This is a genomic window from Arthrobacter sp. AFG7.2 (assembly GCF_002892835.1).
Classification (GTDB): domain Bacteria; phylum Actinomycetota; class Actinomycetes; order Actinomycetales; family Micrococcaceae; genus Arthrobacter.
This window is the reverse complement of sequence record NZ_PJMB01000011.1, coordinates 25,244-39,795: the sequence shown is the minus strand read 5'-3', so window position 1 is coordinate 39,795 and position 14,552 is coordinate 25,244. Positions and strand designations below refer to the sequence as shown.

The 14,552-nt window shown below is 66.7% G+C and carries 13 protein-coding genes; 3 read left to right on the top strand and 10 right to left on the bottom strand.

The window, feature by feature from the left end:
• Positions 1-31: 31 nt before the first annotated feature.
• Genes hutI through tdh form a run of 4 tightly spaced genes read right to left on the bottom strand, consistent with a single transcriptional unit; the run spans position 32 to position 4,663 of the window.
• On the bottom strand, positions 32-1,243 hold the full coding sequence (hutI, locus tag CXX84_RS16300; RefSeq protein ID WP_102977776.1) for an imidazolonepropionase: 1,212 nt from the start codon (positions 1,241-1,243) through the stop codon (positions 32-34).
• An 11-nt stretch (positions 1,244-1,254) separates the two neighbouring features.
• On the bottom strand, positions 1,255-2,370 hold the full coding sequence (locus tag CXX84_RS16295; RefSeq protein WP_102977775.1) for an NAD(P)/FAD-dependent oxidoreductase: 1,116 nt from the start codon (positions 2,368-2,370) through the stop codon (positions 1,255-1,257).
• A 41-nt stretch (positions 2,371-2,411) separates the two neighbouring features.
• On the bottom strand, positions 2,412-3,608 hold the full coding sequence (locus CXX84_RS16290) for a glycine C-acetyltransferase (protein ID WP_102977774.1): 1,197 nt from the start codon (positions 3,606-3,608) through the stop codon (positions 2,412-2,414).
• A gap of 8 nt (positions 3,609-3,616) precedes the next feature.
• Positions 3,617-4,663 (bottom strand): L-threonine 3-dehydrogenase, encoded by a 1,047-nt coding sequence (tdh, locus tag CXX84_RS16285; protein WP_102977773.1) that lies wholly within the window; start codon positions 4,661-4,663, stop codon positions 3,617-3,619.
• Between the two features lie 128 nt (positions 4,664-4,791).
• Between tdh and CXX84_RS16280 the strand changes: the two genes are divergently transcribed.
• Positions 4,792-5,703 (top strand): LysR family transcriptional regulator, encoded by a 912-nt coding sequence (locus tag CXX84_RS16280; protein ID WP_102977772.1) that lies wholly within the window; start codon positions 4,792-4,794, stop codon positions 5,701-5,703.
• 17 nt (positions 5,704-5,720) lie between these two features.
• On the opposite strand, the gene CXX84_RS16275 is transcribed toward CXX84_RS16280, so the two are convergent.
• The 5 genes from CXX84_RS16275 to CXX84_RS16255 form a co-directional block, all read right to left on the bottom strand.
• The gene (locus CXX84_RS16275) at positions 5,721-6,317 is read right to left on the bottom strand and encodes a DUF5666 domain-containing protein (RefSeq protein ID WP_102977771.1); all 597 of its coding nucleotides are present in this window, start codon (positions 6,315-6,317) and stop codon (positions 5,721-5,723) included.
• A gap of 199 nt (positions 6,318-6,516) precedes the next feature.
• On the bottom strand, positions 6,517-8,025 hold the full coding sequence (gatB, locus tag CXX84_RS16270; RefSeq protein WP_102977770.1) for an Asp-tRNA(Asn)/Glu-tRNA(Gln) amidotransferase subunit GatB: 1,509 nt from the start codon (positions 8,023-8,025) through the stop codon (positions 6,517-6,519).
• Positions 8,025-9,587 carry an Asp-tRNA(Asn)/Glu-tRNA(Gln) amidotransferase subunit GatA gene (gatA, locus tag CXX84_RS16265; protein WP_102977769.1) on the bottom strand — a complete coding sequence of 521 codons (1,563 nt, stop codon included), beginning with the start codon at positions 9,585-9,587 and terminating at the stop codon, positions 8,025-8,027. Before gatA ends, gatB begins: the two co-directional genes overlap by 1 nt.
• A 3-nt stretch (positions 9,588-9,590) precedes the next feature.
• A complete protein-coding gene (gatC, locus tag CXX84_RS16260; protein WP_102977768.1) occupies positions 9,591-9,887 on the bottom strand; it encodes an Asp-tRNA(Asn)/Glu-tRNA(Gln) amidotransferase subunit GatC in 297 nt (98 codons plus the stop codon).
• Positions 9,888-10,033: 146 nt separating this feature from the next.
• Positions 10,034-11,497, bottom strand: coding sequence for a CitMHS family transporter (locus CXX84_RS16255; RefSeq protein WP_102977767.1), 1,464 nt, complete (start codon positions 11,495-11,497; stop codon positions 10,034-10,036).
• 259 nt (positions 11,498-11,756) lie between these two features.
• Here CXX84_RS16255 and CXX84_RS16250 point away from each other — a divergent pair, with 259 nt between their 5' ends.
• Both CXX84_RS16250 and CXX84_RS16245 read left to right on the top strand, forming a co-directional pair.
• Positions 11,757-13,499, top strand: coding sequence for a sensor histidine kinase (locus CXX84_RS16250; RefSeq protein ID WP_102977766.1), 1,743 nt, complete (start codon positions 11,757-11,759; stop codon positions 13,497-13,499).
• Complete coding sequence (locus CXX84_RS16245) at positions 13,492-14,157, top strand: response regulator (protein ID WP_102977765.1); 666 nt, start codon at positions 13,492-13,494, stop codon at positions 14,155-14,157. Before CXX84_RS16250 ends, CXX84_RS16245 begins: the two co-directional genes overlap by 8 nt.
• Here the strand turns inward: CXX84_RS16245 and CXX84_RS16240 are convergent.
• Positions 14,154-14,552 (bottom strand): RidA family protein, encoded by a 399-nt coding sequence (locus CXX84_RS16240; RefSeq protein ID WP_102977764.1) that lies wholly within the window; start codon positions 14,550-14,552, stop codon positions 14,154-14,156. The genes CXX84_RS16245 and CXX84_RS16240 overlap by 4 nt on opposite strands.

Below are 14,552 nucleotides of genomic sequence, written 5' to 3'. Positions count from 1 at the left end.
ATGATCATAAAGCGTCATTTCCAGCCTGCGTTCAGCGGGCCCGCTTCCCTGCCCGCCATACAGCGTATGTCAGCGGCATCCCCGGGCGGTAAGCAAGGTGCGTCGCAGACGGTGCATTCAGCAGCTGAAGATCCGCCCGGTGCCCGACGGCGATAGAACCCACCGCGCGTTCGCCGTCGACGTCGCTTCCCTTGTCTTTGTGGAGTGCCAGGGCTCCGCCATACGTTGCCGCCCGGACAGCTTCATGGACACTCAGCCCCATCTGCAGGACGGCAGTGGTAACGCAGAATGCCATGGAGCTTGTGTAGGACGTGCCCGGGTTGCAGTTGGAGGCCAGCGCCACCTGCACGCCGGCATCAAGGAGTGCACGTGCGGGCGCGAGCGGCTGGCGGGTTGACAGGTCGCAGGCGGGCAGGCAGGTGGCGACGGTGCCCGGGCTGCCGGCTCCCGAAGCGGCATCCCAACCCGACCACGTTCCGGCCAGCGCGTTAACGTCCTTGTCCGCCAGGTAGTTGACGTGATCCACGCTCGCGGCCCCAAGTTCGACGGCGAGCTGCACACCCGGACCTTCGCCGAGCTGGTTGCCGTGGACACGCAGGCCCAGGCCTGCGTCGCGGCAGGCGAGCAGGACCCGCCGGGATTGCTCCGCGGTGAAGGTTCCTTCTTCACAAAAGACGTCGGCCCACTGCACGTAGGGCCGGACTGCGGCGAGCATCGGGCCGCACACGAGGTCGGTATACTCGTCCGCGTCCTGTCCGGCAGGAACCAGATGCGCCCCGAGGTACGTGACCTGGTCCGCGGCGGTGGAGGCGATGCGGGCGCTCCGCGTCTCATGTTCAACGTCCAGGCCGTAGCCGGTTTTCGTCTCGATGTAGGTGGTTCCCTGCGAGACGGCTTCGTCAACGCGGGACAGCGCCAGCCGGGTGAGGTCGAAATCGGACGTGGCACGGGTGGCGTTCATGGTGACGGCGATGCCTCCGGCCGCGTATGACTCCCCCGCCATCCGCGCCTCGAACTCCGCCGTCCGGTCGCCGGCGAAGACCAAGTGGGTATGGGAGTCCACCCAGCCGGGCAGCACAGCGCGGCCACCGGCGTCTACGGCGTCGTCAGCGGCCGGAGCATGGGAAGCGGCGCCGATCCACGAAATCCGCTCACCTTCGATCACCACAGCAGCGTCCTTGAGGACCCGGTGTTCCAGGTCCTGCGTCATCAGCTCGGAGATGTTGGTGATCAGGGTGCTCATACAGCCATTCTTCAGCGCCGCACAGACCATCGGGTGGCCGCCAATGCCTGAACTGTCCGGGATGCCGGAACATCGCCGGCCGCAGCACTGGAACCACTACTGCCTGCCAGGATCTGGGCAGCTGCGAGTTCTGCCATGGCTGAGGACGTCTGGAAGCCATAACCACCCTGGCCGGCGAGCCAGTAAAAGCCCGGGGCTTCGGCGTCGAAACCCGCCACCGGGACGCCGTCGGCCGCTTCGGTCCGCAACCCTGTCCAGGCGTTGCGCACTTCCCTGATCCCGAGCGTGGTCAGCTCGTTCAGCCTGCCCACCAGGCGCTCAATGTCGCCCGGCCGGGGACGGGCATCCTCCGGCCCGCTCGGCTCGGATTCGGACGGTGAGATCAGCACGTCGTCGTCGTCCCGCCGGAAATAAAACGTGTTGTCCGCTGCCGCCACCATGGGGCTTTGCGGCGGCAGGGGATGGTCGACGGCGGCAATCGCCGCAGTGCGCCGGTACGGCTGCAGCCCGAGCTTTTCCACCCCGCTGATCACCGCGAGTTCGTCCGCCCACGCTCCGGCAGCGTTGACCAGGACACCAGCCTGGAAGCCCTCTGTGCCGGCACCCACCTGCCAGCCGGAACCAAGGCGCTGGGCGGTGTGCACCTTGGCGCCGGTGATGATGTCCACACCGGCAGCCTCGGCGCGCTGCCGGTGGTCAGCCAGCAGCAGGGGCGCGTTGCAGCCGAAGGAACCTTCGTCCAGTCCCGCGGCCTGGAACGTGCCGGGGACCAGCGCCGGGCACAGCTCCAATGCCTCGGCAGGGGTAATGGAGCGCATGTGCCCGCTGGCTTCCGCTGCCACCGCCTCCTCGGAACCGATCAGCATGAAGCTGCGGGGCATGAGGATGGGTTCGGGCAGCCCGGCATCCCGGGCGGCGATCAGCTCAAGGGTCCGCACCGTTAGTTCCTGGACTACTGGCGGGCCGTAGCTGGGGATGAACTGGCGGGCCGAGCGGGATGACGTGTGGTACGCCAGCTCCTGCTCCGCTTCAACCAGCGCCACGCTGCACCTGCCCGCCAACTCGGACGCCAGGGACAGTCCGGCGATGCCGCCACCCACAATCAGGACATCGTACTGTGCTGCCATTTCTCCACCCTCGCAGACGTAGCTTCCAGTGTTACTTGTTCCTAGCCTGCCACCTCGGCACGGCTGGCGACGAACGCGCGTACACACGCTTCGACGTCGTCCGCTGAATGCGCAGCCGACAGCTGCACGCGGATCCGTGCGGCACCCCGTGGAACAACCGGGAAACTGAAGGCGGTGACGAAGACGCCGTGCTGCAACATCCGGTCCGCCACCTTGGCCGCGAGCACTGCGTCGCCGAACATCACCGGAACGATGGCATGCTCACCGGGCAGGAGGTCGAAGCCTTCCTCTGTCATCCTGCGCCGGAACAGGGCGGCGTTCTCGAAGAGCGCGCGCCGAAGCTCCGCGGAATTCTCTACCAGGTCCAGGGCTTTGATGGTGGCAGCGACGATGGCAGGCGCCACTGAGTTGGAGAAGAGGTATGGGCGGGCCCTTTGGCGGAGCATCGCCACCACCTCGCCGCGGCCGGACACATATCCCCCTGACGCTCCGCCCAGCGCTTTGCCAAACGTGCCGGTGTAGATGTCCACCCGGTCGGAAACGCCGGCGTGCTCAGGGGTCCCGGCTCCGGTGGCGCCCATGAAGCCGACAGCGTGGGAGTCGTCCACCATGACCAGGGCGTCGTGCTTTTCGGCGAGGTCGCAAATGGCCTCCAGCGGCGCCAGGTACCCGTCCATCGAGAACACGCCGTCCGTGACGATGATCTTGCGCCGGGCATCCTTCGCCTCGACAAGCTTCGCCTCAAGGTCCGCCATGTCCTGGTTGGCGTACCGGTACCGCTGCGCTTTGCACAACCGGATGCCGTCGATGATGGAGGCGTGGTTCAGCGCATCGGAGATGACGGCGTCCTCCGGCCCGAAGAGGGATTCAAAGACCCCGCCGTTGGCATCGAAGCAGCTGGAGAACAGGATGGTGTCCTCGGTGCCCAGGAACCGGGAAACGCGTGACTCAAGTTCCAGGTGCAGGTCCTGGGTGCCGCAGATGAACCGCACGCTGGCCATGCCGAAGCCGCGCTCGTCCATGGCCGACTTGGCCGCGTGGATGATCTCGGGGTGGTCCGCCAGGCCGAGGTAGTTGTTGGCGCAGAAGTTCAGAACGTCGGCGCCCTGCTGCCCGATCTGCCCGGCCTTGATGTGGCTGGACTGCGGGGAGCTGATGCTGCGTTCAGCTTTGAAAAGCCCCGCGCTCCGGATATCGTCCAGCTCGGTGCGCAACTGGTCCTTGATGGAGGTGTACATGGCGTTCCTTAGAGTTGGGTCCAGTCGAGGACAACTTTGCCACCTGTGCCGCTGCGGGCAAGGTCGAAGCCCTTTTCCCATTGGGCGGCAGGGAGCGTATCAGTGACTACGGCGGAAATCGCCGCGTGCAGCGCCGAGTTGGAGGACAGCATGGCGCTCATGGCGTACCAGGTTTCGTACATCTCGCGGCCGTAAATGCCCTTGAGCGTGAGCATGTGGGTGACCACCTTGCCCCAGTCGATGATGATGTCCTGGCTGGGCAGCCCCAGCATCGCGATCCGGCCGCCGTGGTTCATGTTGTCGATCATTTCCGGCAGCGCTCCGGGGTGCCCGGACATTTCCATTCCGATGTCGAAGCCCTCCCGCATGCCCAGGTCCCGCTGGGCATCCCGGACCCGGGTGGTGGACACATCGATGGCGAGGTCCGCACCCAGCTGCCGGGCAAGGTCCAGCCGCGGACGGGAGACGTCCGTGATGGCGATCTTGCGGGCGCCGGCGTGGCGGGCGACGGCGATGGCCATCAATCCGATAGGGCCGGCGCCAGTGATGAGCACGTCCTCCCCCACCAGCGGGAAGCTGAGGGCAGTGTGGACCGCATTGCCAAAGGGGTCGAAAATGGCTCCGAGTTCAGGAGTGACAGACGGATCGTGGTGGACCCAGACGTTCGTTTCCGGGATCACCACATACTCGGCGAACGCACCGTCACGCTGGACCCCCACACTGACGGTATGGATGCACATCTGCCGCCTGCCGGCCCGGCAGTTCCGGCAGATTCCGCAGACAACGTGGCCCTCGCCGGAAACCCGGTCGCCGACCTTGACGTCGCGGACGTCTTCTCCGGCCTCCACCACTTCGCCATAGAATTCGTGGCCAGGGATAAGGGGAGCTTCAATGATCCCCTGCGCCCAGGAATCCCAGGACTGGATGTGGAGGTCGGTGCCGCAGATGCCGGTGGTCAGGACCCGGATTTTCACGTCCGCGGGGCCGGCCACCGGCTCGGGGCGGTCCAGCAGCTCGAAGCCCGCCTGTTGGCCGGCCTTGTATAAAGCCTTCATCGGCTTCCTCACTCTTTGTGCGTCGTCGGCAGGTGCTGCCCTCCTCATTACAGCGAGGAAGAAGCTTTAGCACAACAGCTAAATTCTCAATCGACGATGTAGTTGATCCTAATGCGTAGACTGGCGGGATGGAGATCCACCAGCTAGAAATTCTTCGCGAACTCGGTGCGCTCGGAAGCGTCAAGGCGGTGGCCGATACCCTCATGGTCACCCCGTCCGCCGTCTCCCAGCAACTGGCCCTGCTGCAGCGGAAAGTGGAGGTGCCGCTCACCCGCAAGGAGGGCCGCAACCTGGTGCTCACCGAGGCCGGCCAGGTGCTGGCCGACGCGGGGGCCGCCGTCGTCAGCGCCATGGCGGATGCCAGGGATGCGATCGGGAACTACCACGGTTCTGCTGCCGGCAGCGTGAGCCTGTGCGGGTTCCACAGTGCCGGGCAGGCAGTGTTCGCTCCCCTCGCCCGGATCCTCGATGCGCCGGGTCAACCGCGGATCGGGCTCTCGGATGAGGACGTGGCCCAGCAGGACTTCCCCGCCCTGACTGCGCGCTACGACCTGGTCCTGGCACACCGGATGGACCACAGCCCGCGGTGGCCCGCGGAGCGGGTGACGGTGATTCCATTGGCCCACGAGCCGCTGGACGTGGCTTTGCCTGCGGGCCATCCCCTCGCCGGGAAAGCGGCCGTGACGGCGGACGACGTCGGCGGCGAGGCGTGGGTGACCAGCCACACCGGCTACTCCCCTTCGGATGTGCTGTCCGCCGTCGCAGCCGTCTCCAGCCGGGAGCCGAACATTGTGCACCGGATCAACGACTACTCCACGGTGGCGGCCCTGGTTGCCACGGGCGGCGTGGTTGGCCTGCTCCCGAGATACACCGCCGGGCCGGTGCTGAATCCCGGGATTGTGCTGCGGCCGCTCGAAGGAATCAACACCCGGCGCCGGATCGACCTGCTGGCCAGGCCTGAAAACCTGAAGCGCCGGTCGGTGACGGTCGTCGCCGAAGCGCTGCAGGGCATCATGGCAGGGCTCGTGGATCAGGGCTGAGCCGGCGCGGGCAACCGCTACTTGGAGTGTCCTTTTCCGAAGCCCTTGCCGTTGCCGCGGCCCAGCCCGAGCCCCGGACCGTCACCGGCGCCTTCGATAATCCGTTCCGCGGTCACGGTGTCCCCGTTCTTCACCCCGGCGATCCGGACGTTGTCGCCCACGGCGATGTCGCTGATGGTTCCGTCCGAGGGCTTAAGCCGTTTGCCGTCGTCGTCCTTGCGCTCTGATGTATCCGCTGACTGGGAAGGCGCCTGCGTTACCTTTGTTTCCGCATCGACGGTGTAGGCCTGCGAGTAGCCGTCCTCGCTCCTGACGGTGATGGCCTTGTCACTGACTGCCTCCACCGTGCCGCGCTGGTTCAGCTGGGTCTCGAAGGTGCCGTCAGCTTTTTTTGCCACGCTCTCGCTGTGCACCTGCTGCGCGCGCTGCGACTTGTCAGGCCTGGCGGGCTTCTCCTGCTTGTCCTGCCTGTTCTCCTGCGCCCTCTCGGACGGGAAGGGCGACGGCGGGTCATCCGCCGACAACGCGAACGCCGCCCCGGTTCCGGTTAAGGTGAGCGCCACCACCCCTGCGAGCAGGGCTTTGCGTATCCGTGGCTGGTCCTTCAATGGCATCGCGGCCCCCTCGCGTGGCTGGCCGGGACCGCACTGTGCCAGCGGGTCCCGTGCGCTCAAGTGTAGGGCCGCGGTACGCCGCTGAACATAAGTACTTTTCGGCGCCAAACACCTGAGTACATTACGCGGACCGGGCAGCAGCTGATGCCGGTATTAACGCGCACAACGGCATCAGCTGCTACCCGGCTGGAGGGGATATCTAGGCGGTGACGCCCAGCTTCTCCAGGATCAGTTCCTTGACGCGGCCGGCATCGGCCTGGCCGCGGGTGGCCTTCATGACTCCGCCCACGATGGCGCCGACAGCCTGGACCTTGCCGCCGCGGATCTTGTCCGCCACGCCGGGCTGCGCGGCCAGCGCGGCATCAATGGCCTCGAGCAGCGGCCCGTCGTCGGAGACCACGGCCAGGCCGCGCTTCTCCACGATGTCCGCGGGCGTGCCTTCGCCGGCCAGGACGCCGTCCAGTACCTCGGTGGCCATCTTGTTGTTGATCCTGCCCTCTTCCACCATGCGCGCAAGCTCCACGATGGTGGCAGGCTGGACGCCCAGCTGGCCGGGGTCGACGTCGGCGTTCTTGGCACGGCCCACGATCTCGCCCATCCACCACTTGCGGGCCACGGAAGCTGAGGCACCGGCGGCGATGGTCTCCTCGATTTCGTCCATGACGCCGGCGTTGACCACGTCGCGGAATTCGAGGTCCGAGTAGCCCCAGTCGGCCTGCAGGCGCTTGCGGCGGGCGGCCGGCGGCTCGGGCAGGGTGGCGCGCAGTTCCTCGACCCATTCACGCGAGGCGACCACGGGAACCAGGTCCGGTTCCGGGAAGTAGCGGTAGTCGTCGGCGTCGGACTTGGGCCGGCCCGAGGTGGTGGTGCGGGTGTCCTCGTGCCAGTGGCGGGTTTCCTGGACCACCGGGTTGCCCGCGTCCAGGACGGCGGCATGGCGCTGGATCTCGTAACGGACGGCGTGTTCGACGGCGCGCAGCGAGTTCACGTTCTTGGTTTCGGACCGGATGCCGAACCGTTCACGGCCGTGCGGACGGAGCGACACGTTCGCGTCGCAGCGCACGTTTCCGCGTTCCATCCGGGCATCGGAGACGCCGAGGTTCTTGACGATCTCCCGGACCGCCGCAACGTAGGCCTTGGCCAGTTCGGGCGCCCGGGAGCCTGCTCCCTCAATGGGCTTGGTGACAATTTCCACGAGCGGGACGCCAGCGCGGTTGTAGTCCACCAGGGAGAAGTCGGCGCCGTGGATGCGGCCGGTGGCGCCACCCATGTGGGTCAGCTTTCCGGCGTCCTCCTCCATGTGGGCGCGCTCGATCTCCACCCGGAACACGGTGCCGTCGGACAGTTCGACATCCAGGTAGCCGTCGTACGCGATGGGTTCGTCGTACTGGGAGGTCTGGAAGTTCTTGGGCGTGTCCGGGTAGAAGTAGTTCTTCCGGGCGAAGCGGCAGCTCTCGGCGATCTTGCAGTTGAGGGCCAGGCCGATTTTGATGGAGGACTCCACCGCAGTCTTGTTCACCACGGGCAGGACGCCGGGCATGCCGAGGTCCACCTCGTTGACGTTGGTGTTGGGCTCGTCGCCGAAGACGTTGGGGGCGGAGGAGAACATCTTGGTCTTGGTGTTGAGCTCCACGTGGACCTCGAACCCCAGGACGGGGTCGTACTTCTCCATGGCTTCTTCGAAGCTCAGGATTGCCTCGGTGTTCATTAGTTTGCCTCCTGGGTTTCGAGGGCCGGCGAGCCCGCAAGTTCGGGTGCCTGTGCCAGCAGCGGGCCGCCCCACTTGGCCTCAAGCAGCGACTCCAGCACGGCGCCCACGCGGTACAGGCGGGCGTCCTCGCGGGCCGGGGCCAGCAGCTGGATGCCCACGGGGAGTCCGTCCTCGTCCGCCAGGCCGCCGGGCAGGGACAGCCCGGGAACCCCGGCCAGGTTGGCCGGGATGGTGGCGACATCGTTGAGGTACATGGCCAGCGGATCGTCCAGTTTCTCGCCGAGCTTGAAGGCCGTGGTGGGGGCCGTGGGCGAGATCAGGACATCGGCTACGGTGAAGGCTGCGTCGAAGTCGCGCTGCACCAGTGTGCGGACCTTCTGGGCCGAGCCGTAGTAGGCGTCGTAGTAGCCGGCGGACAGAGCGTAGGTGCCCAGGATGATGCGGCGCTTGACCTCATCACCAAAGCCGGCGGCGCGGGTGGCACCCATGACGCGTTCAATGGTCATGGGTCCGTCCTCGGGGAGGACGCGCAGGCCGTACCGGACGCCGTCGAACTTTGCGAGGTTGGAGGACGCCTCGGAGGGCATGATCAGGTAGTAGGCGCCCAGGGCGTACTGGAAGTTGGGGCAGGAGACCTCAACGATTTCCGCGCCCGCCTCCTTGAGCAACTCCAGGGAGTCGTGGAAGCGGTTCTCGACGCCGGCCTGGTAGCCCTCGCCGTGCAGCTCCTTGATGATGCCGATCCGCATGCCTTCGACGTTGCCCGTTTTGGCGGCGGCGACGAGGTCGGCCAGCAGGTCCGGCAGCGAGGTGGAGTCACGGGGATCGTGCCCGCCGATGACCTGGTGCAGCAGTGCGGAGTCCAGCACGGTCCGCGTTACCGGCCCGATCTGGTCCAGCGAGGAGGCCATGGCGATGGCGCCATAGCGGGACACACTTCCGTAGGTGGGCTTCACGCCAACGGTTCCTGTGACGGCGCCGGGCTGGCGGATGGATCCACCAGTGTCCGTACCCAGGGCCAGGGGTGCTTCGAAAGCGGCGACGGCGGCAGCGGACCCGCCGCCGGAACCGCCGGGGATCCGGTCCAGGTCCCAGGGGTTGCGGGTGGGGCCGTACGCCGAGTGCTCGGTGGAGGAGCCCATGGCGAATTCGTCCAGGTTGGTCTTGCCGAGGATGGGCATTTTCGCGGCGCGCAGGCGCTCCACGACGGTGGCGTCGTACGGGCTGTGCCAGCCTTCGAGGATTTTCGAGCCTGCCGTGGTGGGCTGGCCGACGGTGACAATGAGGTCCTTGACGGCGATGGGCACGCCGGCCAGGACATGCAGGGATTCAGCCTCGGAACCGCCGGCGGCACGGATGGCATCCACCTCGGCGGCGACAGCGAGCGCTTCCTCGGCGTTGACGTGCAGGAACGCGTTGACGCCGCGTTCACCGCCGTCCACCTCGGCGATCCGGTCCAGGTACGCCTGGGTGGCCTCGACGGAAGTGACCTCGCCGGCGGCCAGCTTTTCGGCCAGCTGCGCGGCGGAGAGGCGGATCAGTTCGTGTGAGTCAGTCATGTTCTATGCCTCATCCAGGATTGCCGGGACCTTGAAACGGTTCTCATCGGAATCCGGCGCACCGGACAGCGCCTGGTCCGCAGTAAATGTGTGGCCCACTACGTCCTCGCGGAACACGTTGGTCAGCGGGATGGGGTGTGAGGTGGCCGGGACGTCGTCACCGGCGGCCTGACTGACGGATTTGACTGAGTCAACAATGACCGCGAGTTCTCCGGCCATCCTGTCCAGCTCTTGGTCACTCATCTCAATGTGAGCGAGCCGCGCGAGATGCGCAACGTCGTCACGGTTGATCGCAGCCATGGATCTCCCCTGCAAAGTTCGAATTGATTTCCGATCCATTCTAGTGGGGAAACAATGATGCCCGTCTGACATCCCCCAGCGGGCGTCAGACGGGCACCTTGATACCGGGTCCCGCCAACGCGTGGCAGGAGACCGGCAGCAACAGACTAGCCGATTCCGATGGCTCCGGACAGCATGCCGATTCCCAGCATGACCAGCGATACTACGGCGCTGCGCCACAGGACTTTCTTGTGGTGGTCCCCGAGGTCCACCTTGGCCAGCGATACCAGGAGCAGGATGGCCGGAACAAGGGGGCTCTGCATGTGGAAGGGCTGGCCGGTGATGGAGGCGCGGGCCATCTCTGCTGCGCTGATCCCGTAGTGGCCGGCCGTCTCGCTGAGGACCGGGAGCACGCCGAAGTAGAAGGCGTCATTGCTCATGAAGAACGTCATGGGGATGCTCAGCACGCCGGTGATGACGGCCATGAACGGGCCCATGGAGGTGGGGATGATCTGTACCAGCCAGGCGGACATTGCTTCCACCATGCCGGTGCCGGTGAGGACGCCCGTCAGGACTGCGGCGGCCATGACCATGCTGACGACGGCGACGACGGAGGGGGCGTGGGCCACAATCTGCGCGGCCTGGTCCTTGACGTTGGGGAAGTTCACCAGCAGGGCAATGGCGGAACCCACCATGAAAACGTACGGCAGGGGCACCAGGTCGGCGATCAGCATGCCCATGACGGCCACGGTGAGGCCCAGGTTGAACCACTGCAGCTTGGGACGCAGCGTCTTGCGGTTGGGGTCCAGGGCGGTGTCAGCCATGGCAGTGTCGTGCTCGTCCACCAGGTCCTCGGTCCGTTCCAGGACAGCAACGGACGAGCCTCCGGCGGCGGGGCCTCCGGCGCCGGGGGTGCGTGTTCCCTTGCGTCCACCGCGGGTGCCTGCACCGCCGGCGGGAGCGCCGCCGTCGAACGCCTCAGCGGTGTCCGGTACTCCCCAGATTTCCGGCTGGGTGGCGCGGAGGCGGTTGCGTTCCTGCAGGCCGAGCAGCCAGGCGAAGACGAAGACGACGGCGATGCCCGCCAGGAGTGAGGGAAGCATCGGGACAAAGACGTCGTTGACGTCGATGTTCAGCGCGGTGGCTGCGCGTGCGGTGGGGCCGCCCCACGGCACGATGTTCATGGTGCCGTTGGCCAGGCCGGCCACGCAGGTGAGGACCACGGGGCTCATCTTCAGGCGGAGGTAGATGGGCAGCATGGCAGCGGTGGTCAGGATGAAGGTGGTGGAGCCGTCACCGTCCAGGGAAACGGCGGCCGCGAGGATGGCGGTACCCAGCACTACCTTGGCGGGGTCGTTGCCCAGCTTGCGGAGGATGAACCGGACCAGCGGGTCAAAGAGCCCCACGTCGATCATCAGGCCGAAGTAGATGATGGCGAACATCAGCAGGGCTGCTGTTGAGGTCATGGCCTTCATGGACTCCATGACCATGTCGCCGATGCCAAGGCCGGCACCGGCAAAGAGTCCAAAGACTGTTGGGACGATGATCAGCGCCAGCACTGGCGTCAACTTCTTCGTCATGATCAGCACCATGAATACCGCGATCATTGCGAATCCAAGTAATACCAGCACGGCCGGCTCCTTCTTTGTGAACAGCGGCACAGCGGTGTGACGCGTGCTACAGACTGTAGGGTGGCGGCCGTCACGGCCGTGCCTTTGGCTCAATTGATTGGCATACTGCTTATTGGGAGCATTTTGCTCATTGTGCTCACAGGGCTCAATGGTCTTGGGGGCAGCGGTGCAATCCCGGTACCGCATCCGAACACCCGCCGTGCGCCGTCGAGCCATTCCGTCGTCGAACAGCCCGTCGATTTCCCCATCGAGGAGGATCATGCAGCAGTCCGCGCGCCGCCGGCCGTTGCCGTTCTCCACCCAGACCCTCCTCCTCCAGTTGTCCGTGGTGCTGCTCGTGGTCCTCTTCAGTACGGCGGTCCACGCCTGGCTGACGTACGACAGGGTGGGCAGCGAGGCAGAGAACCAGGCGCTGACCCTGGCCCGGACGGTGGCTTCGGACGCCTCGGTGCGGGCCGATGTGCTGGCCATCAGCCGGCAGCCGGGCACTCCCCCGCCATCGCAGCTCGCCGCCGGCCCGCTGATGGAAGCCGCGGAAGCGGCCCGTACCCGAACCGGGGCGCTGTTTGTGGTGATCACGGACGAGACGGGCCTCCGGCTGGCGCATCCGGACCCGGAGCGGCTGGGCGAAAAGGTCAGCACTGATCCGTCGGAAGCCCTGGCCGGCCGGGAAGTCACCACCCGGAACACCGGAACGCTGGGACCTTCCGCCGGGGCCAAGGTTCCCGTGTACGCGCCGGACAGCAGCGCTGTGGTGGGCGAGGTGAGCGTCGGCTATTCGATGGAAACGGTGGGACAGAGCCTCGCCCGCGACATCGGACCGGTGGCGGTGACGGCGGCCGGCGCCCTGCTGGCCGGAGTGCTGGGATCGTTCCTGTTGCGCCGACGGCTGCAGCGGCTGACCCTTGGTTTGGAACCGGAGGAGATCAGCACGCTGGTCCACGACCAGGTGGCCGTGCTCCAGGGCGTGGACGACGGCGTTATCGGCGTTTCGGCCGACGGCCGGATCAGTGTGTTCAACTCCGCAGCGCAACGGCTGCTGGGGTTGCCGGACCTGGCCGGCAGCCGCTGGGAGGATGCGCCGGTGCCGGAGCAGCTGAAGGCCCTGACCCGGCCGGGAGCGCCCGGGGCCAGCCATGACGGCCCGGAGGCAGTGGAGCTGGTGGCCGGCGGGCGGGTCCTGGTGGTGAACGCACGCAAGGCCCTGCACCGGCGGGAGGACCTGGGCTGGGTGGTGATGCTGCGGGACCGGACAGAACTGCAGCAGCTCACCCGGCAGCTGGACGCGGTGGGAACCATGTCCACCGCGCTGCGCGCCCAGCGCCACGAATTCGCCAACCAGCTGCACACCATCGCAGGATTCATGAGTATTGGGCAGCACCAGCAGGCCCGGGAGTACCTTGCCAGGCTGGCGGCTACCGGGCCGCTGAAATTCCCGGTGGACCAGGCCGAGCTGCTGCAGGACCCGTATCTGCAGGCCTTCGTGGGCGCGAAGGGGGTGGAGGCGGACGAGCGGGGCGTGGCGCTGCGCATTGGTCCGGAAACCCTGGTCCGCGGGCAGGTGGCGGAAACCCAGGACGTCACCACCGTGCTGGGAAACCTGATCGACAATGCGGTCAACGCCGCGGTGTCCGGATCCTCCACGGACCGCTGGGTGGAGCTGGAGGTGCTGGACGAACCGCACGACGACGGCGGCACGCTGCACATCGTCGTCGCCGACTCCGGTGACGGGCTGGCAGAAGGGACAGACCCGGAGGCCATCTTCGCAGAAGGTTTCAGCACCGCGTCCGGCCCGCGGTCAAGGAACGGCAGCGGCGGCCAGGGGTTTGGCCTGGCCCTGGCCCGCCAGCTGGCACGGCGGCGCGGCGGGGACGTCAAACTGCTGGATGCGGGGACCCCGGGTGGACCCGGCGCTGTCTTCATGGCCACCCTGCCGCGGACCACGGCGGGAACAGCCGGCAGGAACGTTACGGGGACAACCGGAAAGGACACCCATGCCTGAAGATTTTCGGGTGCTGATCGTAGATGACGACTTCCATGTGGCCAAGCTGCACGCAGCCTACGTGGATTCGGTGGCAGGGTTCCTGGCACTGGCGCCGGTGGGCACCGCATCACTGGCGCTGCAGTCCATCCACAGCCTGCGCCCTGACCTGGTGCTGCTGGATGTCTACCTGCCGGACGCCTCCGGCCTGGACCTGCTCCAGCAGCTGGATGTGGACACCGTTATGCTCACAGCCGCGTCGGACGCCGCGTCCGTCCGGGCAGCTTTCCGACGCGGTGCGCTCGGCTACCTGCTGAAGCCGTTTTCGTCAGAGGCCCTGTCGCAGCAACTGCGTTCGTACGCCCGGTACCGGCGCCTGCTGGCGCAGCCCGGGGCGCTGGACCAGGACGCGGTGGAGCGTGCCAAGCGGACCCTGATCCCGGGCGATGTGGCGCCATCGTCCAAACCGCGGTCGGCCACCGAAGCTGCGGTGCTGGAATCGCTGGTTCCCGGTGAGCAGTACTCCGCAGCGGAGGTGGCGGCCCGGGTGGGGGTTTCCCGCGCGACAGCGCAGCGGTACCTGTCCTCCCTGGCGGACGACGGTGCGGTGGACATCCAGTTGCGGTACGGCTCGACGGGCAGGCCCGAGCACCGCTACGGCCTGCCCGCCACGCCCTAAAGCTGCGGAGCCTGGCTGTTGCCCTTCTGCGCCACGAGCTCGATTTCCACGAGCATCTTTGGGTCCAGGAACGGCAGCACATGCACCAGGGACAGCGTGGGGCGGATGTCACCGAAGACTTCGCCGTGGGCACGGCCGGCCTCTTCCCACTGGCTGATGTCCGTCAGGTACAGCTTGGACTGGACGACGTCCTCGAAGCCGAAGCCGGCTTCGGCGAGGACTTTGCCGAGTTTCTGCAGGATGTACTGCGTCTGGCTGTAGAAGTCTTCGCCCACAATTCCGTCGTCGCCACTGGCTGCGGTAGCCGAGATGTACAGCGTATTGTCCACCTGGACGGCGCGGGAGTAGCCGAGGGTCTGTTCCCAGACGGAGCCGGTGCCGAAGGTTTTGCGCAT

Coding starts and splice junctions, on each gene's coding strand:
- hutI (WP_102977776.1), bottom strand. CDS start 1,243: ATGAGCACCCTGATCACCAACATCTCCGAGCTGATGACGCAGGACCTG.
- CXX84_RS16295 (WP_102977775.1), bottom strand. CDS start 2,370: ATGGCAGCACAGTACGATGTCCTGATTGTGGGTGGCGGCATCGCCGGA.
- CXX84_RS16290 (WP_102977774.1), bottom strand. CDS start 3,608: ATGTACACCTCCATCAAGGACCAGTTGCGCACCGAGCTGGACGATATC.
- tdh (WP_102977773.1), bottom strand. CDS start 4,663: ATGAAGGCTTTATACAAGGCCGGCCAACAGGCGGGCTTCGAGCTGCTG.
- CXX84_RS16280 (WP_102977772.1), top strand. CDS start 4,792: ATGGAGATCCACCAGCTAGAAATTCTTCGCGAACTCGGTGCGCTCGGA.
- CXX84_RS16275 (WP_102977771.1), bottom strand. CDS start 6,317: ATGCCATTGAAGGACCAGCCACGGATACGCAAAGCCCTGCTCGCAGGG.
- gatB (WP_102977770.1), bottom strand. CDS start 8,025: ATGAACACCGAGGCAATCCTGAGCTTCGAAGAAGCCATGGAGAAGTAC.
- gatA (WP_102977769.1), bottom strand. CDS start 9,587: ATGACTGACTCACACGAACTGATCCGCCTCTCCGCCGCGCAGCTGGCC.
- gatC (WP_102977768.1), bottom strand. CDS start 9,887: ATGGCTGCGATCAACCGTGACGACGTTGCGCATCTCGCGCGGCTCGCT.
- CXX84_RS16250 (WP_102977766.1), top strand. CDS start 11,757: ATGCAGCAGTCCGCGCGCCGCCGGCCGTTGCCGTTCTCCACCCAGACC.
- CXX84_RS16245 (WP_102977765.1), top strand. CDS start 13,492: ATGCCTGAAGATTTTCGGGTGCTGATCGTAGATGACGACTTCCATGTG.
- CXX84_RS16240 (WP_102977764.1), bottom strand. CDS start 14,552: ATGCGCAAAACCTTCGGCACCGGCTCCGTCTGGGAACAGACCCTCGGC.